Annotated in this window: 21 protein-coding genes and 1 riboswitch; of the genes, 11 read left to right on the top strand and 10 right to left on the bottom strand. The window is 70.5% G+C overall.

Going from position 1 to position 22,537, the window contains the following annotated elements:
* Positions 1-237: 237 nt before the first annotated feature.
* Positions 238-870: a response regulator transcription factor gene (locus P2Q00_RS26150; protein ID WP_275775198.1), complete on the top strand. Its 633-nt coding sequence runs from the start codon at positions 238-240 to the stop codon at positions 868-870.
* Positions 871-874: 4 nt separating this feature from the next.
* Here P2Q00_RS26150 and P2Q00_RS26145 read toward each other — a convergent pair whose 3' ends face one another.
* The 4 genes from P2Q00_RS26145 to P2Q00_RS26130 form a co-directional block, all read right to left on the bottom strand.
* Positions 875-1,687 (bottom strand): hypothetical protein, encoded by an 813-nt coding sequence (locus P2Q00_RS26145; RefSeq protein WP_275775176.1) that lies wholly within the window; start codon positions 1,685-1,687, stop codon positions 875-877.
* Positions 1,687-2,229, bottom strand: a complete 543-nt coding sequence (locus P2Q00_RS26140; RefSeq protein WP_275775175.1) for a SigE family RNA polymerase sigma factor — start codon at positions 2,227-2,229, stop codon at positions 1,687-1,689. Before P2Q00_RS26140 ends, P2Q00_RS26145 begins: the two co-directional genes overlap by 1 nt.
* A 63-nt stretch (positions 2,230-2,292) precedes the next feature.
* Positions 2,293-3,738 carry an MFS transporter gene (locus P2Q00_RS26135; protein ID WP_425579609.1) on the bottom strand — a complete coding sequence of 482 codons (1,446 nt, stop codon included), beginning with the start codon at positions 3,736-3,738 and terminating at the stop codon, positions 2,293-2,295.
* Between the two features lie 73 nt (positions 3,739-3,811).
* Positions 3,812-5,002: a lipid-transfer protein gene (locus P2Q00_RS26130; protein WP_275775197.1), complete on the bottom strand. Its 1,191-nt coding sequence runs from the start codon at positions 5,000-5,002 to the stop codon at positions 3,812-3,814.
* Positions 5,003-5,203: 201 nt separating this feature from the next.
* Between P2Q00_RS26130 and P2Q00_RS26125 the strand changes: the two genes are divergently transcribed.
* The 6 genes from P2Q00_RS26125 (at position 5,204) to P2Q00_RS26100 (ending at position 11,120) form a co-directional block, all read left to right on the top strand.
* Positions 5,204-6,940: an MFS transporter gene (locus P2Q00_RS26125; RefSeq protein ID WP_275775173.1), complete on the top strand. Its 1,737-nt coding sequence runs from the start codon at positions 5,204-5,206 to the stop codon at positions 6,938-6,940.
* Between the two features lie 172 nt (positions 6,941-7,112).
* Complete coding sequence (locus tag P2Q00_RS26120) at positions 7,113-7,766, top strand: class I SAM-dependent methyltransferase (RefSeq protein WP_275775172.1); 654 nt, start codon at positions 7,113-7,115, stop codon at positions 7,764-7,766.
* 22 nt (positions 7,767-7,788) lie between these two features.
* On the top strand, positions 7,789-8,745 hold the full coding sequence (locus tag P2Q00_RS26115) for an N-acetylmuramoyl-L-alanine amidase (RefSeq protein ID WP_275775171.1): 957 nt from the start codon (positions 7,789-7,791) through the stop codon (positions 8,743-8,745).
* Between the two features lie 83 nt (positions 8,746-8,828).
* Positions 8,829-9,662: a DUF5336 domain-containing protein gene (locus tag P2Q00_RS26110; protein WP_275775170.1), complete on the top strand. Its 834-nt coding sequence runs from the start codon at positions 8,829-8,831 to the stop codon at positions 9,660-9,662.
* A gap of 108 nt (positions 9,663-9,770) precedes the next feature.
* Entirely contained in the window at positions 9,771-10,781 is a 1,011-nt protein-coding gene (locus tag P2Q00_RS26105) for an LLM class F420-dependent oxidoreductase (RefSeq protein WP_275775169.1), read from the top strand.
* A 51-nt stretch (positions 10,782-10,832) separates the two neighbouring features.
* The gene (locus tag P2Q00_RS26100; RefSeq protein ID WP_275775168.1) at positions 10,833-11,120 is read left to right on the top strand and encodes a hypothetical protein; all 288 of its coding nucleotides are present in this window, start codon (positions 10,833-10,835) and stop codon (positions 11,118-11,120) included.
* 18 nt (positions 11,121-11,138) lie between these two features.
* On the opposite strand, the gene P2Q00_RS26095 is transcribed toward P2Q00_RS26100, so the two are convergent.
* From P2Q00_RS26095 to P2Q00_RS26085, 3 genes are read right to left on the bottom strand one after another with little or no spacing between them, the layout of a single operon-like run.
* Positions 11,139-12,209 carry a prenyltransferase/squalene oxidase repeat-containing protein gene (locus P2Q00_RS26095; protein WP_275775167.1) on the bottom strand — a complete coding sequence of 357 codons (1,071 nt, stop codon included), beginning with the start codon at positions 12,207-12,209 and terminating at the stop codon, positions 11,139-11,141.
* Positions 12,206-12,955: a class I SAM-dependent methyltransferase gene (locus P2Q00_RS26090; protein ID WP_275775166.1), complete on the bottom strand. Its 750-nt coding sequence runs from the start codon at positions 12,953-12,955 to the stop codon at positions 12,206-12,208. Before P2Q00_RS26090 ends, P2Q00_RS26095 begins: the two co-directional genes overlap by 4 nt.
* Positions 12,949-14,325, bottom strand: a complete 1,377-nt coding sequence (locus P2Q00_RS26085; protein ID WP_275775165.1) for a glycosyltransferase family 4 protein — start codon at positions 14,323-14,325, stop codon at positions 12,949-12,951. The genes P2Q00_RS26090 and P2Q00_RS26085 overlap by 7 nt, the downstream gene beginning before the upstream one ends.
* A 243-nt stretch (positions 14,326-14,568) precedes the next feature.
* Here P2Q00_RS26085 and P2Q00_RS26080 point away from each other — a divergent pair, with 243 nt between their 5' ends.
* On the top strand, positions 14,569-15,210 hold the full coding sequence (locus P2Q00_RS26080; RefSeq protein ID WP_275775164.1) for a TetR family transcriptional regulator: 642 nt from the start codon (positions 14,569-14,571) through the stop codon (positions 15,208-15,210).
* A 309-nt stretch (positions 15,211-15,519) separates the two neighbouring features.
* Here P2Q00_RS26080 and P2Q00_RS26075 read toward each other — a convergent pair whose 3' ends face one another.
* Together P2Q00_RS26075 and P2Q00_RS26070 are read right to left on the bottom strand one after the other, a co-directional pair.
* Positions 15,520-15,753: a ferredoxin gene (locus tag P2Q00_RS26075; RefSeq protein WP_275775163.1), complete on the bottom strand. Its 234-nt coding sequence runs from the start codon at positions 15,751-15,753 to the stop codon at positions 15,520-15,522.
* Between the two features lie 6 nt (positions 15,754-15,759).
* Positions 15,760-17,217: an aldehyde dehydrogenase gene (locus P2Q00_RS26070; RefSeq protein ID WP_275775162.1), complete on the bottom strand. Its 1,458-nt coding sequence runs from the start codon at positions 17,215-17,217 to the stop codon at positions 15,760-15,762.
* A 169-nt stretch (positions 17,218-17,386) separates the two neighbouring features.
* Between P2Q00_RS26070 and P2Q00_RS26065 the strand changes: the two genes are divergently transcribed.
* The gene (locus tag P2Q00_RS26065) at positions 17,387-18,427 is read left to right on the top strand and encodes a Strvi_7410 family MBL fold metallo-hydrolase (protein ID WP_275775161.1); all 1,041 of its coding nucleotides are present in this window, start codon (positions 17,387-17,389) and stop codon (positions 18,425-18,427) included.
* A gap of 176 nt (positions 18,428-18,603) precedes the next feature.
* Positions 18,604-18,915 carry a RidA family protein gene (locus tag P2Q00_RS26060; RefSeq protein ID WP_275775159.1) on the top strand — a complete coding sequence of 104 codons (312 nt, stop codon included), beginning with the start codon at positions 18,604-18,606 and terminating at the stop codon, positions 18,913-18,915.
* A 75-nt stretch (positions 18,916-18,990) separates the two neighbouring features.
* On the opposite strand, the gene P2Q00_RS26055 is transcribed toward P2Q00_RS26060, so the two are convergent.
* Entirely contained in the window at positions 18,991-21,123 is a 2,133-nt protein-coding gene (locus P2Q00_RS26055; RefSeq protein ID WP_275775157.1) for an ATP-binding protein, read from the bottom strand.
* Between the two features lie 182 nt (positions 21,124-21,305).
* On the opposite strand from P2Q00_RS26055, the gene P2Q00_RS26050 reads away from it, so the two are divergent.
* Positions 21,306-22,307, top strand: a complete 1,002-nt coding sequence (locus P2Q00_RS26050; RefSeq protein WP_275775155.1) for a PP2C family protein-serine/threonine phosphatase — start codon at positions 21,306-21,308, stop codon at positions 22,305-22,307.
* A gap of 43 nt (positions 22,308-22,350) precedes the next feature.
* Positions 22,351-22,479, top strand: a riboswitch (cobalamin riboswitch).
* The last annotated feature ends 58 nt before the right edge of the window (positions 22,480-22,537 follow it).

The following is a 22,537-nucleotide window of genomic DNA, read 5'->3' as shown; positions in this document are numbered from 1 at the left end:
ATACCGAACAACGTTCGACCGAAATACCGAACCTATTTCTGCGATCGAAATGCCGAACAATTGCGGGTGGGGGTGCGGCACAGGAATTGCAAAGGCGAACTCCCAATGCAGAGGCGATTGTTGGGCCGAAGCCGGGGGCCGTCAAGACTCGCGGAACGGAACAATGACAAGTCTTTAGACGAGTCTTTAAACGGGCCCCCGTCCCGCCCCGCGCCCTACTCTTGTCCCGTGAACGAGATGCCCCGGGATCACCGGCCGTCGAAGAGCGTGCGGGTTCTGCTCGCCGAGGACCAGGGAATGATGCGGGGCGCGCTCGCCCTGCTGCTGGGCTTGGAGGAGGACCTGGAGGTCGTCGCCCAGGTCGCGGCGGGCGACGCCATCGTGGACGCCGCGCTGATCCACCGGCCGGACGTGGCCCTGCTGGACATCGAACTGCCGGGCATGAGCGGCCTGGACGCGGCGGCCGAACTGCGCGAGCAGGTCCCGGACTGCCGGGTGCTGATCCTCACCACGTTCGGGCGGCCCGGCTATCTGCGCCGCGCGATGGAGGCCGGAGCGGCCGGCTTCCTCGTGAAGGACGGCCCCGTGGAGGAGTTGGCCGAGGCGATCCGCCGGGTGCTGACCGGCGAGACCGTGATCGACCCCGCGCTCGCCGCCGCCGCGCTCAGCGCCGGGCCCAACCCGCTCACCGCCCGCGAGTGCGACGTCCTCAAGGCGTCCGTGGACGGTGCGACGGTCGCCGACATCGCCGCCAAGCTGCACCTGTCCGAGTCGACGGTCCGCAACTACCTCTCGTCCGCCATCGGCAAGACGGGCACCCGCAACCGCATGGAGGCGATGCGGGAGGCCCGGCAGCAGGGGTGGCTGTGACCCCTTACCCGGTCACCTCCGCCTTGTCGTAGCTCGTGCCCTTCGGCGCCAGGCACACGAACCAGGCGTCCGGGGAGCCTTCGGCGGGCCGGATGCCCTGCAGGAGGGTGTTGTTGACGATGGTGTTCGCCGGATCCCTGTGCAGGACTGTGCTCGTGCCGTCCTTCCAGGTGCAGGTGACCTGCTGGGCTGACTTGGCGATCCGGCCGACCACGAGGCGCGCGGGCTCGGAGCTGGACTTCAGCCCGCTCGCCCCGGAAACGAGGTCCGTGCCCCTCTGCCTGTCCCCCTTGGACAGCATCTGGTGGATCATCATTGACGCCTTCCCGTCGTAGCTCTTCGACACGAAGATGGCGCTCTTGCCGATCAGGTCGGAGGCCTCGCTGATCTCCCCGGGGTATTCCCCGTACTCGGTCATGACCGTCAACTGGGCCTGCGCCTCAGCCGCATTGCGCGGCGCGCCCCACACGTCGACGGAGACATTCCACGCCTTGCCGTCCTCGAACCCGCTCGCCAGCGTGGTGTTGTGCGGCTCGGCCTGGAACGAATTTGGCAGCGTCGTCGGCGGCTGCGTCGCCGCCACCCGATGTCCGTCCCCGCCCGGCAGGCCCGCCAGAGCCACCGTCCCCGTCGTCCCGACGATCGCCAGTGCCGCCCCCGCGGCCACCGCCCAGCGCCGGGCCCTGCGCCGCCGCCCGCCGCGGATCACCGCCTGGGTGGGGGCTATACCGATCTCGACCCCGTCCGCGGCGTCGGCCAGCAGGAGAGCGATGTCGGTGTTCGTCATCTCGTGGCCCGTCTCCCGGTCTGCGCTCATCACTTACGCCCTCCCCCACTGCTCACCATGTCCGCCAGTCCCGGTATGGCACGAAGTTTCGCGATCCCCTTGGCCGCATTGCTCTTCACCGAGCCGACACTGCAGCCCATCGCCTCGGCCGTCTGTGTCTCGGTGAGGTCCTCCCAGTACCGCAGGACCACCGCCTCCCGCTGCCGCACGGGCAGTTGGGCGAGCGCCTTCAGCAGGACGCCCCGGTCGTCGGCCTGGGCGATTCGGTCACCGGTGTCGGCGACCTCGTGCACCAGCCCCGAGTCGTCCTTCGGCGCCAGGAACTCCCGCAGCCTTCTGCGGTGTTTGCGCGCATGCGCGTTGATCATCACGCGCCGTACATACGCCTCCGGGTTGTCCGCCGAGCCGACGCGGCGCCAGGCCACGTAGACCTGCTCGAGCGTCGACTGGACCAGGTCCTCCGCGGCGTGTTGCTCCCCCGTGAGGAGAAATGCCGTGCGCAGCAGCCGCGGCCAGCGGCCGGTGACAAAGCTCTGGAACTCCTTGTCCCGAGCCTCCTTGCGATCCCCCATGGGCACCTCCTAGATGTCTAAAGGAGTCCATGGGCAGCCCGGATCGTTGCCTCGCTCCCCCGACTACTTCGCCGACTTCGCGGAAATTCTGCGCGGCAGCCACACCAGCATCAGCACCGCCCCCGCGAGCAGCACCCCGGCGGCCGTCCGGAACACCAGCGCGTACCCATCAGTGAGCGCCCCCGGGGCATCGCTCCCTGCCATCCCGGCCATCCCTGCCGTACGCGTCGCCGCGATCGTCGACATCACCGCGAGCCCCAGCGAACCGCCCATCGTGCGCGAGGTGTTGACCAGCCCCGACACCAGCCCGGCCTCCCCCGCAGCCGCCCCCGACGTCGCCAGCGCGGCGAGCGGGGTCGCCGTGAGACCCGCCCCCAGCATCATCAGGATCCCCGGGAACATGATCTCCGTCAGATAGTTGCCCTCCGGCGTCATCATCGACTGCCAGCCGAAGCCCACCGCCGCCACGACCGCTCCGAACACCGCCACCCTGCGGGCGCCGAACACCGGCATGAAACGGGGCGCCGACTTGGAGCCCAGGAGCACCGCAAGCGAGCTCGGCACCAGCGCCAACCCCGCCTCCAGCGGCGTGTATCCGAGCACGTTCTGCGCGTACAGCGTCATGAAGAACCACATGCAGAACATCGCGAACCCGTTCACGAACATCGCCGCGTTCGCGGACGACACGGCCCGCACCCGGAACAGCCCGAGCGGCATCAACGGGGCCGCCGTACGCGCCTCGACCAGCAGGAACAGCGCGATCAGCGCAAGCCCGGCGGCCAACGGCACGACCGTGGCCGCCGCCGTCCACCCCTCCGCCTCCGTCTGCGAGATCCCGTACGCGAGCGTCGCGAGCCCGGCAGTCACCAGCAGCGCACCCGGCAGATCGAGCCGCCGCCCGTCCCCGTTCCGGCTCTCCGCCAGCCACCGCACCGACCCGGCCAGCACGACCGCCCCGATCGGCACGTTGATCAGCAGCACCCACCGCCACGACAGCCCGTCCACCAGCGCCCCGCCGACCAGCCCACCGGCGGCTCCACCGCCGGCACCCACCGCGGTCCAGGTCGCAATCGCCCGCGCCCGCGCCGCACCCTCCGGGACGGCGGAGGTGAGGATGGTGAGCGTCGAGGGCGCAAGCACCGCCGCCCCCAGCCCCTGCACGGCCCGCGCCACCAGCAGCTGACCGCCCGCCTGCGCCAGCCCGCCGCCCAGCGAGGCCACCGTGAACAGCCCGAGCCCGACCAGGAACATCCGCTTGCGCCCGTACAGATCCCCGGCCCGCCCGCCGAGCAGCATGAACCCGGCGAAGGCGATCGCGTACGCGTTCACCACCCACTGCAGCCCCGGCGCACTCAGCCCCAGGTCGGCCCGCATCGACGGCAGCGCCACATTGACGACCGACACATCGAGCACCACCAGGAACTGCCCGGCGCAGGCGAGCGCCACGACCAGCCAGGTGGGAGGAGCAGTACGAGGGGATATCCGGGTGACGTCAGCGGCTTCCAGCATGCCTGTCATGTTCTCAACCGGGTTACGCCCCTTGCATCGGGATTTCGCCCCACGGGGTCCTCCTCCGCAGGACCTACACCGCCCGCACCAGCGTCACCACTGCCGCCCCGCCCAGCCCGATGTTGTGCGCGAGCCCGACCTGAGCCCCCGGCACCTGCCGCTCCCCCGCCTTACCCCTCAACTGCCATACCAACTCGGCCACTTGAGCAATCCCGGTCGCCCCCAGCGGATGCCCCTTGGAGATCAGCCCGCCGGACGGGTTCACCACCCACCGCCCGCCGTACGTCGTCGCCCCCGACTCCACCAGCTTCCCGGACTCCCCCTCCCCGCACATCCCGAGGGCTTCGTACGTCAGCAGCTCGTTGATCGAGAAGCAGTCGTGCAGTTCTACGACGTCCACGTCACCGATCCCGAGCCCGGCCCGCTCGTACACCTGCCGCGCCGCCTCCCGGGACATCGGCTGCCCCACGACGTCGATACACGACCCCGACGCAAAGGACTCCTCCGTGTCGGTCGTCATCGCCTGCGCAACGATCTCGACGGCCTTCCCGCTCAACTCCCGCCGCTCCACGAACCGTTCGGAGACGACGACCGCGGCCGCCGCCCCGTCCGACGTCGGCGAGCACTGCAGCTTGGTCAGCGGCCGGTGGACCGTGCGCGCGGCGAGGATGTCGTCGACCTCGTACACGTCCCGGAACTGCGCGTACGGATTGTGCGCCGAGTGCCGGTGGTTCTTGGCGGCCACGGCGGCGAGCTGAGACTCGGTCGTGCCGTACCGCTCCATGTGCTCACGGGCCGCGTCGCCGAAGATCTGGGCGGTGGGCGGGGTCATCTCGAAGCCGTGGCGGGCGGCCATGATGCCGTAGTGCCGGGCGACGGGAGATGTGGAGAAATCCCCTCCATCCGCCCCTCCGCCCAGCGCGCCCTTCTTCATCTTCTCGAAGCCCAGTGCCAGTACGCAGTCGGCGGCCCCGCCCTCGACGAGCTGGCGCGCGAGCATGAGCGCCGTCGAGCCGGTCGCGCAGTTGTTGTTGACGTTGTAGACCGGCACGCCGGTGAGACCCAGCTCATACGCGGCGCGCTGACCGGCGGTCGAGGGCTGGAAGCAGTAACCGACAGGAACCTGTTCCACGTCTCCGTACGAGACCCCGGCCTCCGCGAGAGCGGCACTCCCCGCCTCCCGCACCATGTCCCAGTACTGCCACTCACGGGTCTCGGGCTTCTCGAACCGGGTCATCCCGACCCCGACGACGTACGCCTTCATGGCCCTCACTGGCTTCATGGCGCGCGAGACTAGAACACGTTCCACCAACCCGCCAGGCCTGACGGCCGATCAGATTCCCATGTCCGGGTCAAGAATTCATTAGAGACCCGAAGCAACGGAATAGTTGCCTGTGCATACGAGGTTTACCCACCACTTATCTCGCACAGCTCTTCACTCTGTACGGCCTGGAGGCCTCACTCAATGACGCACACAACGACCGAACAGCCCGCCCGGCGGGCGAGCGGGGCCGTCGTCCCGGTGCTCGCCTTCGCGGGCATCGTCGTCGCGGTGATGCAGACCCTGCTCGTCCCGGTCATCAAGGACCTGCCGCAGCTGCTGGACACCGCACCCAGCAACGCCACCTGGGTCCTGACCTCGACACTGCTCTCGGGCGCCGTGGCCACCCCGATCATGGGCCGCCTCGGCGACCTCTACGGCAAGCGGCGGATGCTGATACTCAGCCTCGCGGTGATGGTGGTCGGCGCGCTGGTCAGCGCGCTCACCAGCACCCTGCTCCCGATGATCGCCGGCCGTACGCTCCAGGGCTTCGCGATGGGCGCCATCCCGCTCGGCATCGGCCTGATGCGGGACATGCTGCCCCGCGAGAAGCTCGGCTCGGCGATGGCCCTGATGAGCTCCTCGATCGGCGTCGGCGGCGGCCTCGCCCTGCCGCTCGCGGCTCTCATCGCGCAGCACGCCGACTGGCACGCCCTCTTCTACGGCGCCGCAGGCCTCGGCGCCCTCTCGATCCTCCTCACCCTCCTCGTCGTACCGGAGTCCCCGATGCGCGCCGAGGGCTCCTTCGACGTGCTGGGCGCGCTCGGCCTCTCCGCGGGCCTGGTGCTCTTCCTCCTGCCCATCACCAAGGGCAGCGACTGGGGCTGGACGTCCGGCTCCACGCTGGGCATGTTCGCCGCGTCGGCCGTCGTCCTGGTCCTGTGGGGCGTGTTCGAGCTGCGCTCCAAGGCTCCGCTGGTCGATCTGCGCACCACGGCCCGCCCGGCGGTCCTCTTCACCAACCTGGCGTCGATCATGGTCGGTGTCTCCTTCTACGTCGTCTCCCTCGTCCTCCCCCAGCTGCTCCAGCTCCCGAAGGCGACCGGCTACGGCCTCGGCCAGTCGATGGTCGTCGCGGGCCTGCTGGTCGCTCCGCTGGGCCTGACGATGATGTTCACGGCGCCGGTCTACGCCCGCCTGTCGGCGAAGTACGGCCCCAAGGTCACCCTGATCCTCGGCATGCTGATCATCGCGATCGGCTACGGCGCGGGGCTGGGCCTGATGAGCGCGGCCTGGCAGAGCCTTGTCATCGCGGTGGTGTTGGGCGCGGGCATCGGCCTTGCGTACTCGTCGCTGCCCGCGCTGATCGTGGGTGCGGTGCCTGCGTCCGAGACGGGTGCGGCCAACGGTCTCAACACGTTGATGCGTTCCATCGGTACGTCCGTGTCGAGCGCCGTCATCGGCATGGTGCTGGCGAACACGGCGAACAACGTCGGCGGGGTCGAGATCCCGACGATGCACGGATTCCGGGTGTCCTTCCTCATTGCTACCGGTGCGGTTGCCATCGGGCTGGTGATGGCGCTGTTCCTGCCCAAGCCGAACCGTGCGCCGCAGCTGCGCGCCAGCAGCGAGGACGACGCCGCTGTCGTGGAGCAGGCCGAGGAGGTTCTGCGGGGCTTCCGGGGGCGTGTGCTCGGTGCCGACGGCGTTCCGGTCGCCCGGGCCAAGGTCACGCTGATCGACCGCCGGGGCCGCCAGGCGGGTGCGACGCTCTCCGACGAGGACGGCAGCTATGCACTGGCCGTGCCGGCACAGGGGGCTTATGTGCTGGCCGCACGGGCCTCCGGGCATGGGCCGCTTGCATCGTCCGCGACTCACCACGGTGAGGAGGGGGCGGTTGAGCTGGATCTGCCGTTGCCGGGGGAGACGGTCAGCGCGTAGCGCCTAGTGGGGTGCCTCGACAGGCCGTCTGGCGTGTGCGGCTTCGTCGTGGCTTGTCGCGCAGTTCCCCGCGCCCCTGAAAAGCAAAAGTGTTGCCGCACCCCCTGTCATAGAAGTGACGGGGGGTGCGGCAGCATGGTGGCCGGACCCACGTACGACCGGAAGGAACCCCATGGCCGCGGCCGCCCCCAAGCCCGAGATCCTGGTTGCCTTCGAAGCGGCGAAGGGGTTCATGCCTGTGGACGAAGGGCTCGCGCTCTACGCCGCCGCCGTCGAAGCAGGCGCGCTCGGGCTGCCGCTGCTGGAGGTCGGGACGTACTGCGGGCGCTCCGCGATCCTGCTTGCCGACGCGGCCCGCGAGGGCGGCGTCACCGCGTTGACCCTCGATCACCATCGCGGCAGCGAGGAGCAGCAGCCGGGCTGGGACTACCACGACCCGGAGACCGTGGACCCGGAGATCGGGCTGATGGACACGTTGCCGACGTTCCGGCGGACGCTGCACCGCGCCGGGCTGGAGGAGCACGTGGTGGCGCTGGTCGGCCGTTCCCCGCAGATCGCGAAGTTCTGGGGCACTCCGCTCGGCCTGGTCTTCATCGACGGCGGCCACACCGACGAGCACGCGAACGCCGACTACGAGGGCTGGGCCCCCCATGTGGCCGAAGGCGGCCTGCTTCTCATCCACGACGTCTTTCCGGACCCGAAGGACGAGTTCACCGGGCAGGCCCCTTACCGCGTCTACCTCCGGGCCCTCGGCTCCGGCGCTTTCACGGAGGTCTCGGTGACCGACTCGCTGCGCGTGCTGCGGCGAACGGGAGCAGGGATCTGAGGGCCCGGTTAGAGTCGCAGACGTGTCGTACGTAGGCCCGGAATTCGAGCATCCCCAGCCGCGCCGCCCCCGTCGCGGCCCCCTGACCGTGGCGGTCGCCGCGCTGGTGCCGGGCGCGTTGCTGGGGTGGCTGGTGTACGAGGCAGTGGGAGGGGCGGGCGGTGACGGCGGGGCGAGTCAGGCGACCGTACGGACCTCCGCGACGGCGACGTCCAGCGCCCCCGCCGACGACGCCAGGAACACCGGCAGCTCTACGCCCACCCTCGCCTCCCCCACCTCGTCGGCACCCGCCGCCTCCGGCCCCCTCAAGGGCAAGGTCGTCGTCATCGACCCCGGCCACAACCCCGGCAACTTCCAGCACACGACCGAGATCAACCGCAAGGTGAACATCGGTACGAACTCGAAGGAATGCGACACCACGGGTACGTCCACCAACTCGGGCTATACGGAAGCCCAGTTCACGCTGGACGTGTCCCACCGGCTGGAGGCGCTCCTGGAGAAACAGGGCGCCACGGTGAAGTTGACCCACGACGGCAACTCCCCCGCCTGGGGCCCCTGCGTGGACCAGCGGGCGCAGATCGGCAACAAGGCCCACGCCGACGCCGCGATCTCCATCCACGCGGACGGCTCCGCCACCGGCAACCGCGGCTTCCACGTCATCCTTCCCGGCTCCGTCCACGCGGGCGCCGCCGACACCCGCCCCATCGTCGCCTCCTCCGCCGACCTCGGCGCGCACATCGCGGGCTACTTCGTCCGCGTCACGGGCAGCGCGCCCTCCAACTACGTCGGCAACGGCACCGGCATCGTCACGCGCACGGACCTGGGCGGTCTCAATCTGTCAACGGTTCCCAAGGTGTTCATCGAATGCGGGAACATGCGCGATAGCAAGGACGCGGCACTGCTCACCAGCGGGGCCTGGCGACAGAAGGCGGCACAAGGAATCTCTGAAGGAATCGTGAGTTTCCTGCACGGTTCGTGATCAGCGGGCTGATCCCGGCGGACGCCTTGGTCGGGCGAACGGTAGTGTCTACCGACGACGAGACGACTGACGAAGGACCTGAAGTGAATATCCGCTCCCTCACTCGAGGCGACGGCGTGGTGATCGGGGCAGCGGTGTTGCTGTTCATCGCGTCGTTCCTCGACATCTTTTCCGTCGACGGTGCCTCGGGCGTCAGCATGCCGAACGCCTGGGGCAGCGGACCGCTCCTGCTGGGTGTCACCCTGGCAGGCCTCATCGGCGCCGCGCTCATCGTCGTCGCCCGAGGACTGCCGCAGGCCCCCAAGGTCGCCGGTCTCGACCTCGGCCAGTTCGGCGTCGCCTTCACGGTCTTCGCCGCCTGGAGCGCGCTCGGCAACGTCTTCGACCCGGCCGGTGGCGCGAACAACGTAGGCGAGACCTCCTCCGCGGGCCCCGACGCCGGCATTGGCCTGATCCTCGCGCTCGTCGCCACCCTGATCATGGCCGGCGCCGCCATCGCCACCCCCCTCGTCCCCGCCCTCCAGGCCGCGTTGATCCCCGCCCCCAAGCCCGCCGCCCCCCAGCCCTACGGCGCCCAGCCCCCCGGTGGCTACGGCTACCCCGGCGCCGGACAGCAGCAGCCGCAGTACGGCGGCCAGCCGCAGGCCGGGCAGCCCTACGGGGCGCAGCCGCAGCCCGGGCAGCCGCAGCAGGCGCAGGCTCCGCAGGCGCCCGCCGGGGACTTCTCGCCGTTCTGGTTCGCCGTTCCGGTGCCGCGGCCGCTGTTCTCGGAGGACGGTTCGCCCACCCCGATCGCCGAACTCGCGCCGGGCACCTGGTACCTGGCCGTCGAGCAGCGCGGCCCGGGTCTGGTCGCCCAGACGCAGGACGGCCGCCGTGGCGTGCTGCAGGACACCTCCGGGATCCAGCGCGGCTGACACCACACCCGCTTCACGACCGGCCCCTCGCCCTTCCGGGCGGGGGGCCGTTGTCGTACAGTCGCAGCCCCGAAACTGACTTACCGTCAGATACCTGATGGAGGCGCCATGCGACTCGGTCTCGCCCTCGGCTACTGGGGCCGCGGCCCCTCCCCCGACCACGTACCGCTGGCGCAGGAAGCCGAACGGCTCGGATACGACTCCGTATGGACCGCCGAGTCGTGGGGATCCGACGTCTTCACACCGCTGACCTGGATCGCCGCCCAGACGTCAAGGATCAAGCTGGGTACGGCCGTTGCTCAGATGGCCGCCCGGTCGCCGACCACCACCGCCATGCATGCCCTCACCCTCGATCACCTCTCCGGCGGGCGCGTGATGCTCGGGCTGGGGCTGTCGGGGCCGCAGGTGGTGGAGGGGTGGTACGGAAGGCCGTTCCCCAAGTCGCCGCTCACCGCGACCCGGGAGTACGTCGACGTCGTACGGCAGGTGTTGCGGCGCGAGGCGCCGGTCGTGCTCGACGGGCGGTTCCATTCGCATCCGTACGGCGGGGCGGACGGCACGGGCCTGGGGAAGCCCCTGAAGTCCATCACGCACCCCGTCCGTCCCGACCTCCCCATCCTGCTCGGCGCCGAAGGTCCCAAGAACGTCGCGCAGACGACCCGTATCGCCGACGGCTGGCTTCCCCTGTACTGGTCGCCGACCCGACCGGACGTCTATGGACCGGCACTTGAGGATCTTCCCGAGGGCTTCCTCGTCGCCCCCATGGCCCGCGTCCAGGTCTGCGACGACATCGCCGAAGGCCTGCTGCCCGTCAAGACCATGCTCGGCTTCTACATCGGCGGAATGGGCCACGCGGCTCGCAACTTCCACGCCGATCTGATGGCACGCATGGGGTACGAGGACGAAGCCCGCCGGATCCAGGAGTTGTTCCTGTCGGGGCGGCGCGAGGAGGCCGTGCTCGCCGTGCCGGACGCCTTCGCCGACGAGATCTCGCTGGTCGGGCCGCGTGAACGGATCGCCGAGCGGCTGGAGTTGTGGCGGAAGGGGCCGGTGACGGATCTTCTGGCCCTGTCTCCGGACCGGGAGTCACTGCGGGTGCTGGCGGAGCTGAACTCATAGGCACGGAACTCGTTCAGGTTTCATCAAGGATTCGGCGGCAATCCGCAAGGTATGTCTCGATATAGCAGCGGCAATCGGGCCGGGGCGGTCGTAGCGATCGTCGCCGACATCATGGCCCTCATCCTGGGCCTGTGGATCCTCATGTACCTGTTGGACGCCAACCGTGCCAACGACCTGGTGCAGTTCGTCCACAACGCGGCCGACTGGCTGGCCGGCTGGTCGCGTGACCTGTTCACCTTCGACAAGGCCTGGGCCCGCGTGATCGCAGGCTACGGCCTCGCCGCGGTGGTCTACCTGTTCGTCGGCCACGCGATTGCCGGACGGATGCAGCGCCACTGAACCGCTGACCTCTCGGTCTCAGGCGCAGCAGTCCGGATCCAGCCCCCTCGGCAGCTGCTCACCGCCGAACACCGTGCAGGTCGCCTCATGGCCGCCGAGGGCGGCGACCGCCAGCAACAGCGATCCCGCTGTCCAGGTGGTCAGTTCGCGCGGCCAGATCGCCTCGTCCTCGAAGACGTAGCCCGTCCAGTACAGACCGCTGTCCGCGTCCCGCAGGTGCTGGATCCACTGCAGAACGTCCAGTGCGCGGTCCGACTCGCCCATCGCCCAGAGGGTGAGGGCGAGTTCGGCGGACTCGCCGCCCGTGACCCACGGGTTGGGGACGACGCAGCGGACGCCGAGGCCGGGCACGACGAAGCGCTCCCAGCCCTCCTCCATACGGGCCTTGGCCTCCGTACCCGTCAACGCGCCGCCCAGTACCGGGTAGTACCAGTCCATCGAGTAGCGGTCCTTGTCGAGGAACCGCTCGGGGTGACGACGGATCGCGTGCCGCAGGGCTCCGACCGCCAACTCCCAGTCCGGCTGCGGCTCTTCGCGCTGCTCGGCCACGGCGAGCGCGCAGCGCAGCGCGTGGTGGACGGACGAGGAGCCGGTCAGCAGCGCGTCCTTCGTGAACGTCCCGTCGTCCTCGCCCTTCCAGCCGATCTGGCCGCCGGGCTGCTGGAGTCGGAGGACGTACTCGATCGCCGCGTAGACGGACGGCCACACGCGGTCCAAGAACGTGTCGTCACCCGTCGACAGGTAGTGGTGCCACACGCCCACCGCGATGTACGCGACGAAGTTCGTCTCGCGTCCGCGGTCGGTGACCTCCGCGAAGTCGCCGTCGGCGTAGGCCGCGTACCAGGAGCCGTCCTCGTTCTGGTGCCGCGCGAGCCATTCGTACGCCCGCTCGGCGGCCTCGTGCTCGCCCGCCGCGTCCAGGGCCATGGCGGCCTCGGTGTGGTCCCAGGGGTCCAGGTGGTGTCCTCGGAACCATGGGATCGCGCCGTCCTCCCGCTGCACGGCGAGGATGCCGCGCACGGTGGCGGCAGCCTGCTCGGCGGTGAGGACCCCGGGCAGGACGAGGTGTTCTGTCCGGGGGGTCGTCACTTGGCGTCCGCCCCGGCCTCGTTGAGCTTCGGCAGGTGGGGCTTGGTCGCGTACGCAACGAAGCTCTTGCCGATCAGGGGGTTGAGGGCCTGTTCGGCGACCCTGGTGGCCAGGGGTTTCTTCATGATGTCCCAGACCAGCAGCTTGTGGTACGCCTTCACCGGCAGCGCCTTGTCGTTGTCGACGCCGAACGCGCACTTCAGCCACCAGTACGGCGAGTGCAGCGCGTGCGCGTGGTGCGTGCCGTACGGCTTCAGGCCCGCCTCACGGATCTTCGCGAGCAGTTCGTCCGCCTTGTAGATGCGGATGTGGCCGCCCTCGACCTCGTGGTACGCGTCGGACAGCGCCCAGCAGACCTTCTCGGGGCCGTAGCGCGGGACGGTGATCGCGATGCGGCCGCCGGGCTTCAACACCCGGACCATCTCGGCGAGTACGCCCTTGTCGTCCGGGATGTGCTCCATGACCTCGGAGATGATCACGACGTCGAAGGACTCGTCTGGGAAGGGCAGCGCGAGCGCGTCACCCTCCATGGCGGTGGCGGTGGCACCTTGCGGCGCCTCCCCGGCCTCCTTCATCGCCGCGAACCACTTCGCGACCTCGCGGATCTCCTCGCCGTTCTGGTCGAGCGCCACGACCTGCGCGCCGCGCCGGTAACACTCGAACGCGTGCCGGCCGGCCCCGCATCCGAGGTCCAGGACACGGTCGCCCGGGGCGAGCGGGAACCGGGAGAAGTCGACGGTCAGCACGTGGCCCTGCTTTCGGAATAGACGCCGGTAACACTTGTCGAAGCTTCGGTTGCGGCACCCGCAGGACGGCCGATGGCCTCGCGGTACCGGGCCACGGTTCCCTCGGCGGCCCGGGCCCAGGTGAAGTGCCGCAGCACCCGCTCGCGTCCCGCGCGGCCGAGCCGCACCCTCAGCTCCGGGTCGCCCAGCAGGCGGCTCAGACCGGCCGCGAGCGCCCCCGGGTCGCCCGGCGGCACCGCAAGACACGTTTCCCCGTCCCGGCCGGCGACCTCGGGGATCGCGCCGCCGGTCGTGGCGACCAGCGGCGTGCCCGTCGCCATCGCCTCGGCCGCCGGGAGGGAGAAGCCCTCGTACAGGGACGGGACGCAGGCGACCTCCGCCGAGCGGACCAGGTCGACCAGTTCGGCGTCCGAGATGCCCTTCACGAACTCGACGGCGCCTTCCAGGCCGTAGCGCTCGACGGCCCCCGCCACCGGGCCCTCCGTGGGCCGCTTGCCGACCACGACGAGATGGGCGTCCGGGTGCTCGGTGCGCACCTTCGCCAGCGCCTCCACCAGGAACACCAGGCCCTTGAGCGGGACGTCCGCGCTGGACGTCGTCACGATCCGGCCCGGGACCACGGGCACCGACGGGTCGGGCGAGAACAGGTTCGTGTCGGCGCCGATGTGGACCACGTGGATACGGTCGTCCCGTACGCCGAGGTGGTCGACGATCTCCTGGCGGGAGGTGCCGGAGACGGTGAGCACCGAGGGCAGGCGGCGCGCGACGCGCTTCTGCATGCGGGTGAAGGCGTACCAGCGCCGTTTGCCCCACCGCTGCTTCCAGTTCTCGGCGGCGTCCAGCTCCAGCTGCCGGTCCACGGTGATGGGGTGGTGGATCGTGGTGACCAGAGGGGCGCCCACATCCCCCAACAACCCATATCCCAGGGTCTGGTTGTCGTGCACTACGTCGAACTCGCCGCGCCGGGCGCGGAGATGACGGCGGGCGCGCAGCGAGAACGTCAGCGGCTCCGGGAAGCCGCCGGTCCACATGGTCGCGACTTCCAGCGCGTCGATCCAGTCGCGGTACTCGTCGCGCTTCGGGGTGCGGAAGGGGTCCGGCGAGCGGTAGAGGTCGAGGCTCGGCAGTTCGGTCAGGGTCAGGCGGCCCGCGTAGTCCGCGCCCTCGTCGAGGACGGGGTACGGCTGGGAGCCGATGACCTCGACGCGGTGGCCGAGGCGGGCCAGCTCGCGCGAGAGGTGGCGGACGTAGACGCCCTGGCCGCCGCAGAACGGGTTCCCTTTATAGGTGAGGAGCGCGATGTGGAGCGGTCGCTCGCCGTCGGCGGCGAGGTCCTCCTGGGGACCCGCCTGACTGGCCTCAGCGGTCACTCTGGGCCCCCTTCTGCGTGCACTGTCCCGCGAGATTACGCCGGGACGCTAATCTAGAACAAGTTTCAGACTTGATCGTCCAGGAGGCTCTGAATCTACCGGCAGGTAGGGGCACGGTGAGCAGTGGATCAGGTGATTCGCGCCACGACGACCACCCTGCCATGCTCGGTCCGATCACCAGGGCCCGCCCTGGCCCTCACGGACTGTCACGGAACACGGAACACGGACCACGGAACGGGACCCATGCCTGCGGAAGCCAAGGTGGCCAAGGTGGAAGCCAGTACCTCGCAGCCTGCCTCTGCGCCGCTGACCGAGCGGCAGGAAGCGCGTCGTCGGCGCATCCTGCACGCGAGCGCGCAGCTGGCCAGCCGGGGCGGTTTCGACGCGGTGCAGATGCGTGAGGTCGCGGAGTCCTCGCAGGTGGCCCTCGGCACCCTCTACCGCTACTTCCCGTCCAAGATCCATCTGCTGGTGGCCACGATGCAGGACCAGCTGGAGCACATGCACGGCACCCTCCGGAAGAAGCCGCCGCAGGGTGCCACGGCCGCCGAGCGCGTCGCCGAGACCCTGATGCGGGCCTTCCGCGCACTGCAGCGCGAGCCGCACCTCGCCGACGCGATGGTCCGCGCCCTCACCTTCGCCGACCGCAGCGTCTCGCCCGAGGTCGACCAGGTCTCGCGCCAGACCACCGTGATCATCCTGGACGCGATGGGCCTGGAGAACCCGACTCCCGAGCAGCTGTCCGCGGTCCGGGTCATCGAGCACACCTGGCACTCGGCGCTGATCACCTGGCTGTCGGGCCGGGCGTCGATCGCCCAGGTGAAGATCGACATCGAGACGGTGTGCCGGCTGATCGACCTCACGGATCCGGAAGCGCGAGCCTAGGCACACAAAGGACCTGGACACGCAAAGGGACCTGGACACGCAAAGGACCTACGAGACGGGTTCCCTGCGCCGGTATTACCCGGATCAGGTAGTGGAGGTCGCCTTCCGGTCGCGGATCTTTCGATCCACGGCCTTCCGGCCTCTCAGCCCGGACCGTCGACGTCGGCACCAGCGGACTGACTGCTTCACGCCAGAGTCGGCTACTCCGGTTCGGACTCCCTCACTCGTCCCGTAGGCCAATACCAGAATAGAACGCCCAAGGGAAGATGAACCCGCCGAAAGGGAGATTTTTTCGGGCAGGTACTGGCTTTACTCCTCCGGAGGGAACACCGGCTCCCCGCTCCCCAGCAGGGTGATCACGATCGCCTCCACGGGGCAGTTCTCCGCCGCCTCCAGGATGCGTTCGTTGGCGTCGGTGTCCGGCTCGACGGGGTGGGACTGCATGGCGGAGTCGAGGCGGAAGGCGCCGTTCGCGCGGTGGACGCACTGGGCGGAGCCGATGCAGACGGAGCGGTCGACCTCGACGTGCCAGCGGTCGCCCATGGTCTCTCAGCCCTCCCAGCCGGCGGGCAGATGGATCATCTTGTGCTCCAAGTACTCCCCATACCCCTCGGGGCCGAACTCCCGCCCCAGGCCCGAGTTCTTGTAGCCGCCGAACGGGCCCAGCATGTCCAGGCTGAAGGTGTTGACGTTGTACGTGCCCGTACGGACCTGCCGTGCCACCTCGATGCCGTGTGCCACGTCCGCCGTCCAGACGCTGCCGCTCAGCCCGTACTCCGAGTCGTTCGCGATCTTCAGGGCCTCGGACTCGTCGCCGTAGGGCAGCAGACAGATCACCGGGCCGAAGATCTCCTCCCTGGCTATCCGCATCGAGTTGTCGACGTCGCCGAAGAGCGTCGGCTCGACGTACCAGCCGCGGCTGAGGCCCGGTGGGCGGCCGCCGCCGGTGAGAATCTTGGCGCCCTCCTCCTGGCCGATGCGGATGTAGTCGAGGTTGCGGCGCTGCTGGCGCTGTGCGACCAGCGGGCCGACCTGGGTCGCCGGGTCCAGCGGGTCGCCGACCACCAGCGCGCCCGCCGCCGCCGCGAAGGCCTCCGCGAACTCGTCGTAACGCGAGCGAGGCAGGAGGATGCGGGTCTGGGCCACGCACGCCTGGCCGTTGTTCATCCAGGCCGCCGGGACCACACCCGCGACCGTGGTCGCCACGTCCGCGTCCGGCAGGACGACCGCCGCCGACTTGCCGCCCAACTCCAGTGTCACGCGGGTGAGATTGCGGGACGCCACCTCCATCACGCGCCTGCCTGCCGCCACCGATCCGGTGAAGGCGACCTTGTCGATCCCCGGGTGCCCGACCAGGTACTCGCTGACCTCGCGGTCCGCGGGGAGGATCGACAGCGCGCCCTCCGGCAGGCCGGCCTCACGCGTGATCTCGCCGAGGATGTACGCGTCCAGCGGCGACTCGGGCGACGGCTTGAGCACCACCGTGCAGCCGGTGAGCAGCGCGGGCGCGAGCTTGGCGGCGGCGACGAACTGCGGGACGTTCCAAGGGACTACGGCCGCCACGACCCCGACCGGCTCCCGCCGCACCAGGATCTTCCCGAGCACGCCGTCGCGTGTCTCCTCGTATGTGAAGTTCCGGGCGACCGTGATCGCCGCGTCCCACACCATCATCGCGCCGAGGGCCTGCGCGAGGACGCTCCAGGAGTACGGCGAACCATTCTCGGAGGAGATCACGCGGGCGATCTCCTCGTGCCGTACGGCGATCGCGTCCTTGATCCGGGTGACGACCTCGATCCGCTCGTCCAGCGACATCCGCGGCCAGGGCCCCTCGTCGAAGGCGCGACGGGCGACCGCCACCGCCCGGTCGACGTCCTCCCGCGCGGCGTGCGGCACCCGCCCGATGACCTCCTCCGTGTGCGGCGAGATCACCTCGATGACGTCCTTGCCCAGGGGGTCGGTCAACTCCCCGCCGATGAACAGCTGTCCGTGTTCCACGAGCTCGGTCATGGCCGACTGCCTTCCCGGGAGCTGACTCTGACGGTTCATCAGATACGGAACTGATACCAGTTCCACTGGGAGGAGTCCACAGACCTCACAGCAGCCCGGAAGGGTGACTTGGGCTCCCATCGAAACCCGTTCTAGTTATAGTGGCCGGAACGCGGCGACAGGGGAGTCCATGACGGAGTCCAGGACACAGGTCAGCGACCACGGCGGCGGCGTACGGTCCGTCCGAGTCCCCATTCCGGACAATCCCCTCGGATACACGCTCGTGTACGTCGTCGACACCGACCGTGGGCCGGTGCTGGTCGACACCGGGTGGGACGATCCCGGCTCCTGGGACACGCTCGCCGAGAGCCTGCCGGCCTGCGGCACCTCGATCGGGGAGATCCATGGTGTGGTGATCACCCATCACCACCCCGACCACCACGGCCTGTCCGGCAAGGTGCGCGAGGCGTCCGGGGCCTGGATCGCCATGCATGCCGCGGACACCGCGATCGTGCGGCGCACCCGGGAGACCCGGCCCGGGCGCTGGTTCTCGTACATGACCGCCAAGCTCGTCGCCGCCGGCGCGCCCGAGGAGCATGTGGCGCCGCTCCGGGACGCCGCCCCCCGCACCACCCTGCCGGGCTTCTCCCCCGCCCTGCCCGACCGGGAGATCGTCCCCGGCGAGCTCCTCGACCTCCCGGGGCGGCGACTGCGGGCGATCTGGACGCCGGGGCACACCCCCGGCCACGTCTGCCTCCACCTGGAGGAGGAGCACCCGGCCCAACTCCCCGGCCACGGGCGGCTGTTCTCCGGCGATCACCTGCTCCCCGAGATCACCCCGCACATCGGTCTCTACGAGGATCCCGACGACGCCACGGTCACGGACCCCCTCGGTGACTACCTCGACTCCCTGGAGCGGGTGGGCCGTCTCGCCCCGGCCGAGGTGCTCCCCGCCCACCAGTACGTGTTCGCCGACGCATCCACCCGCGTACGCGAGTTGCTCGACCACCACGAGCAGCGGCTCACCGGGCTCCAGTCGCTGCTGGTCGAGCCGCTCACGCCGTGGCAGGTCGCCGAGCGCATGGAGTGGAACCGCCCCTGGGCCCAAATCCCTTACGGATCAAGGAACATCGCGGTCTCGGAGGCCGAGGCGCATCTGCGGCGGCTGGTGAAGCTGGGGCGGGCGGAGGCGGTGGCGGGGGGCGATCCGGTGACGTACGTGGCCGTTTGACATGCGCTAAGCGCTCCACTGGCTGTGCCGATTTGCGGCTCCGCCACGGGGCCGCGATGTGCCGTCGGCCGTCTGCAGCGCCATCGTGGCTGGTCGCGCAGTTCCCCTCGCCCCTTCAGGGCGCTGTCGTACCGCAGCGGACTTACCCCGCGCGTCGGCCGCGGCGCCTCGAAGCCATGCGTACCGACCGCGCGCCCTTCATCCCCTGCCCCGACGGCAGCGCGCCGCCGCTCTCCCAGGGCGTGCGCAGCGGGCCGTTGTTGTTCACCTGCGGGCAGGGGCCGCTGGATCCGGCGGGCGGCGACCGGCGGTCGATCACGCGCTGCACCTGCTATCTGGCCGACCGCGGCCACTTCGCCGAATTCAACCGCGTCTACCGGGAGTTCTTCGCGGACTGCGCACCGCTGCCCGCTCGTACGACGGTGGTGGCGCAGTTGGTCAGGGAAGGGGTGCTGGTCGAGGTGGACGCGATGGCCGTCGTGACATGACGGGCATTGCGATACGGCAGGCCTGGATCGCGATACGGCAGGCCTGGATCGCGATACGGCGGGCCTGGTTCGCGATCAACCGTCACTCGCCGCGTACGCCAGGCCCTCCTCGTACGACATCGCGCGCCCCTCGGCGTACGCCCGCGCGTATACCTCGTCGCCGATCCCGTTGCGGATGTGGAGTTCGTTCGTCCGGCGGGCGGCGATGAGGTCGGGGGAGTTGAGGCGGTCGCCGCCGGTCAGCTCCCAGATGCGGCTGCCGATCCCGAGGAGGCGGGCCGCGCGGCGGGGCTCTCCGGCCGCGGCGAGTGCGGCGGCCAGCAGGTCGAGGGTCGCGGCGGCTGCGACGATGTTGCGCATCGGTGCCTGTTTGGCGATCGCCGTACGGGCGTTCCGGGCGGCCGCGCGCGCATCGCCCCGGGCCAGGTCGTCCTGGGCGATGAGGTACTCGGCCACCGAGCCCGACCAGTGCTCGTCGCGCTCGGCGCAGTCCGTGCGCACCTCGACGGCGAGGGCGCGCGCGGTGTCGTTCTCGCCCCGCAACTGGTGTGCCATGGCCAGCGTGAGCGTCGTCTGGAACTGGACGGCCCCGAAGCCGTCGTCCCGGACGGGGAGCCGGGGTGGGGCGGCGAGCACGTCGACCGCCTCGGCGAGGTGTCCGCTGAGCAGAAGCTGCGTGCCCCGGAGGTACTCCGCGGCGGCCTGCGCCACGGGGTCCTCGTCCTCCCGTGCCGAGTCGGCGCACAGGACCGCGTGGTCGGCCGCCGTCCGCAGGTCTCCCTGCATGATCGCCACCGCGCCCCGCACCCACAGCGCGCGGGTGCGGGCCTCGCCGGGCGGCTGCTCCTCGGCGAGCAGCCGGTCGAGGCAGTGCTGTGCGTCCCGCAGATGGTCGCAGTGCCGCCACAGGAAGCCGATGTCGCCCGCCATCTCCAGGGCAGGGCCGCGGTCCGGGCCGTCGAGGGCGTAGTCCATGGCGGCGCGCAGGTTGGCGTGCTCGGTGAGGACCCACGCGGACCAGCCGGCCTGCCGCCCGGTGTTCCACTCGGCCCATGCCTGCCGGGCCTGCCGGCGGTAGTGGTCGCGGTGCCGGTCCCGTACCGCCTGCTCCTCCCCCAGTTCGCGCAGCCAGTCGGCGCCGTACTCGCGGACGGTGTCGAGCATCCGGTAGCGGGCCCGCGCGGTGCCGTCGTGCCGCACGATCGACCGGGCCGCAAGCCGGTCGAGCAGCCCGGCCACCCGGTCGGCGGGCAGCGGGCCGCCCGAGCAGACCCAGGTGGCGGCGTCCCGGCGGAAGCCGCCCGCGAAGACCGACAGCCTGGCCCAGAGCAGGCGTTCCAGCGGGGCGCACAGCTCGTGGCTCCAGCCGATGGTGGTGCGCAGGGCACGGTGGCGCGGCTGGCCCTCGTCCGTGTCGGAGGTCAGCAGGTCGAGGCGGGCGGTGCGGCTGCCGGGGGCCGGGTTCCGGTCGGTGCCGGACGCTCGTGCGCCCAGTCGGGTGTGCAGTTCGTCGAGGGTGAGCTCGGACAGACGGGCGGCGGCGAGTTCGATGGCGAGCGGTATGCCGTCGAGGCCCCGGCAGACGGCGGCGACCTGCCGCCGGGTGGCCGGGCCCAGCTCGAAGCCGGGCACGACGGACCTGGCCCGCTCGGCGAACAGGGTGTCGGCGTCGGCCTGTTTCTCGTCCTCCGGGTCGCTCACCGGCAGCGGATCCACCGTCAGGAGCCGCTCCCCGGGCAGCGCCGGCCGGGCCCGGCTGGTGGTGAGGACCCGCAGCCCGGGCGCGGCGGCCGTCAGGTCCGCGGCGAGGGCCGCGCAGTCGTCTGGCAGGAATTCGCAGGAGTCGAGGATCAGCAGCAGCCGCTTGTCCCGGGCCCAGGCGGCGACCGCCGCGGTCGCCGAGTCCGTCGTCTGGTCGGCGAGCCGGAGCGCCTCCATGACGGCGAGGGGCACCAGGCCGGCGGTGTGCAGTGCGGAGAGCTCCACCAGCCAGACGCCGTCCGGGTACGCCGCCCGGGCCCGGGCGGCGGCATGCAGGGCGAGGCGGGTCTTGCCGACCCCGCCGACCCCCACGAGGGTCAGTGTCCGGCTTCCCGCCGGATCGCCCAACTCCCGTACCAGCCGGGCGAGTTCGATCTCCCGGCCGATGAAGCTGCGGTTCTCCGGAGGCAGGTTGCCGAGGCCGCCCCCGACCGTCTTCCCAGGCACGCGGGAAAGTCTGCCGCGATCCCGTGCCCGGAAGGAGCGATCACCTCCACACGGAAGCAATGAAGCCAACAGATGTCAGTCACGAACGCATTCAGTCGATGTCTGACAACTCACTCTCCGTGAAGGATTGATGGGGGATATTCGGACCTCACTGTGCGGGGCGAGGGAACAAGGGGCTGCCCATGGGCGCCATGGACACCGGGACGACCGTGCAGCTGTTTCCCCTGGTCCTGTTGCTGCTGATCGTGCCTCTGGTGGCGTGTGTGTGGCTGAACGCCCGGGCCACCGCCGCCGTTTCCTGCGCGACCGCCGCGCTCGCGATGACTACGGGCATCGGCCATGGCGTGCTGTCGCACGGGGACTTTCTAGTACGCCTCGGCGGCCTGCTGCTGGGCAGTGCGATCTCCGTCTACGCGGCACACCGGCGCACGACCCTTGAGGCGGCTCTCGGCGCGGCCCGCGAGGTGGCCCGGATCACGCAACGGGTGATCCTGCGGCCGATCTCCCGCAATCTCGCAGGTACGCACGTCTGCACGCGATACCACTCTGCCGCCCCCGAGTCGTCGATCGGCGGCGACCTGTACGACGTCGCGGTGACGCCGTACGGACTGCGGGTGCTGGTCGGCGACGTCCGCGGCCACGACCTGACCGCACTGCGGCTGACCGCGGAGACGCTCACCGCGTTCCGCGAACTGGCCTACACGACCCCCGATCTGCCCAAGCTCGCCACCGCCCTGGACGGACGGCTCACCCCGGAGCTGGGCCCGGAGGACTTCGTGACCGCCGTACTCGCCGAGTTCGTGCCCGGCGAGGTCCGCCTGGTCAACTGCGGCCATCCGGCGCCGCTGCGGTCCGGGCGGCGCGTGGAGCTCCTCGAACCCCTCGCCCCGACCACCCCGCTCGGACTGCACCCCGAGCCACGCCTGCAGCGCGCCTTGCTCCAGCCGGGCGACCGGCTCCTCCTCTACACCGACGGCCTCACCGAGACCCGCGCGCCGGACGGCACACCCCTGCCCCTCCTCCCGGTGGCAGCCCGCGCCCTGAGCGAACCGCTCCCCGAGGAGGTACTCGCCCACCTGTGCTCCAGCGCCCACGCCCACGCCGGCAGCCACCCCGTCGACGACCTGGCCCTGGTCCTGTGCCAGCCGACGGAGGCAGCGGTACGGGTGCCGATGGTGACGTGAAGCCGCGCGCACGCCTCACAGGCGGCTCCCAGCCCATTCCTACGGGCCGGTAGCATGGCGGGGTCGTCATCACACCGTACGGGGGGAAGCCGGTGCAATTCCGGCGCTGACCCGCAACCGTGAGCCGCCCACAAACGGCGGTCAGCCGGACTGCCCCGCACGGTTGTGACCGGCTCACGTGTGCCGGCAGCCCGCCGGTGCACGGCACCGTCGAGGCATACGGAGCCGAG

It is taken from the genome of Streptomyces coacervatus, from assembly GCF_029223485.1.
Taxonomy (GTDB): domain Bacteria; phylum Actinomycetota; class Actinomycetes; order Streptomycetales; family Streptomycetaceae; genus Streptomyces; species Streptomyces coacervatus.
This window is presented reverse-complemented; position numbering and strand designations above follow the sequence as displayed.

Bases quoted from the DNA above. Each gene is read 5' to 3' on its own strand.
- P2Q00_RS26150 (WP_275775198.1), top strand. From the start codon at position 238: ATGCCCCGGGATCACCGGCCGTCGAAGAGCGTGCGGGTTCTGCTCGCC.
- P2Q00_RS26145 (WP_275775176.1), bottom strand. From the start codon at position 1,687: ATGAGCGCAGACCGGGAGACGGGCCACGAGATGACGAACACCGACATC.
- P2Q00_RS26140 (WP_275775175.1), bottom strand. From the start codon at position 2,229: ATGGGGGATCGCAAGGAGGCTCGGGACAAGGAGTTCCAGAGCTTTGTC.
- P2Q00_RS26135 (WP_425579609.1), bottom strand. From the start codon at position 3,738: ATGCTGGAAGCCGCTGACGTCACCCGGATATCCCCTCGTACTGCTCCT.
- P2Q00_RS26130 (WP_275775197.1), bottom strand. From the start codon at position 5,002: ATGAAGGCGTACGTCGTCGGGGTCGGGATGACCCGGTTCGAGAAGCCC.
- P2Q00_RS26125 (WP_275775173.1), top strand. From the start codon at position 5,204: ATGACGCACACAACGACCGAACAGCCCGCCCGGCGGGCGAGCGGGGCC.
- P2Q00_RS26120 (WP_275775172.1), top strand. From the start codon at position 7,113: ATGGCCGCGGCCGCCCCCAAGCCCGAGATCCTGGTTGCCTTCGAAGCG.
- P2Q00_RS26105 (WP_275775169.1), top strand. From the start codon at position 9,771: ATGCGACTCGGTCTCGCCCTCGGCTACTGGGGCCGCGGCCCCTCCCCC.
- P2Q00_RS26100 (WP_275775168.1), top strand. From the start codon at position 10,833: ATGTCTCGATATAGCAGCGGCAATCGGGCCGGGGCGGTCGTAGCGATC.
- P2Q00_RS26080 (WP_275775164.1), top strand. From the start codon at position 14,569: ATGCCTGCGGAAGCCAAGGTGGCCAAGGTGGAAGCCAGTACCTCGCAG.
- P2Q00_RS26075 (WP_275775163.1), bottom strand. From the start codon at position 15,753: ATGGGCGACCGCTGGCACGTCGAGGTCGACCGCTCCGTCTGCATCGGC.
- P2Q00_RS26070 (WP_275775162.1), bottom strand. From the start codon at position 17,217: ATGACCGAGCTCGTGGAACACGGACAGCTGTTCATCGGCGGGGAGTTG.
- P2Q00_RS26065 (WP_275775161.1), top strand. From the start codon at position 17,387: ATGACGGAGTCCAGGACACAGGTCAGCGACCACGGCGGCGGCGTACGG.
- P2Q00_RS26060 (WP_275775159.1), top strand. From the start codon at position 18,604: ATGCGTACCGACCGCGCGCCCTTCATCCCCTGCCCCGACGGCAGCGCG.
- P2Q00_RS26050 (WP_275775155.1), top strand. From the start codon at position 21,306: ATGGGCGCCATGGACACCGGGACGACCGTGCAGCTGTTTCCCCTGGTC.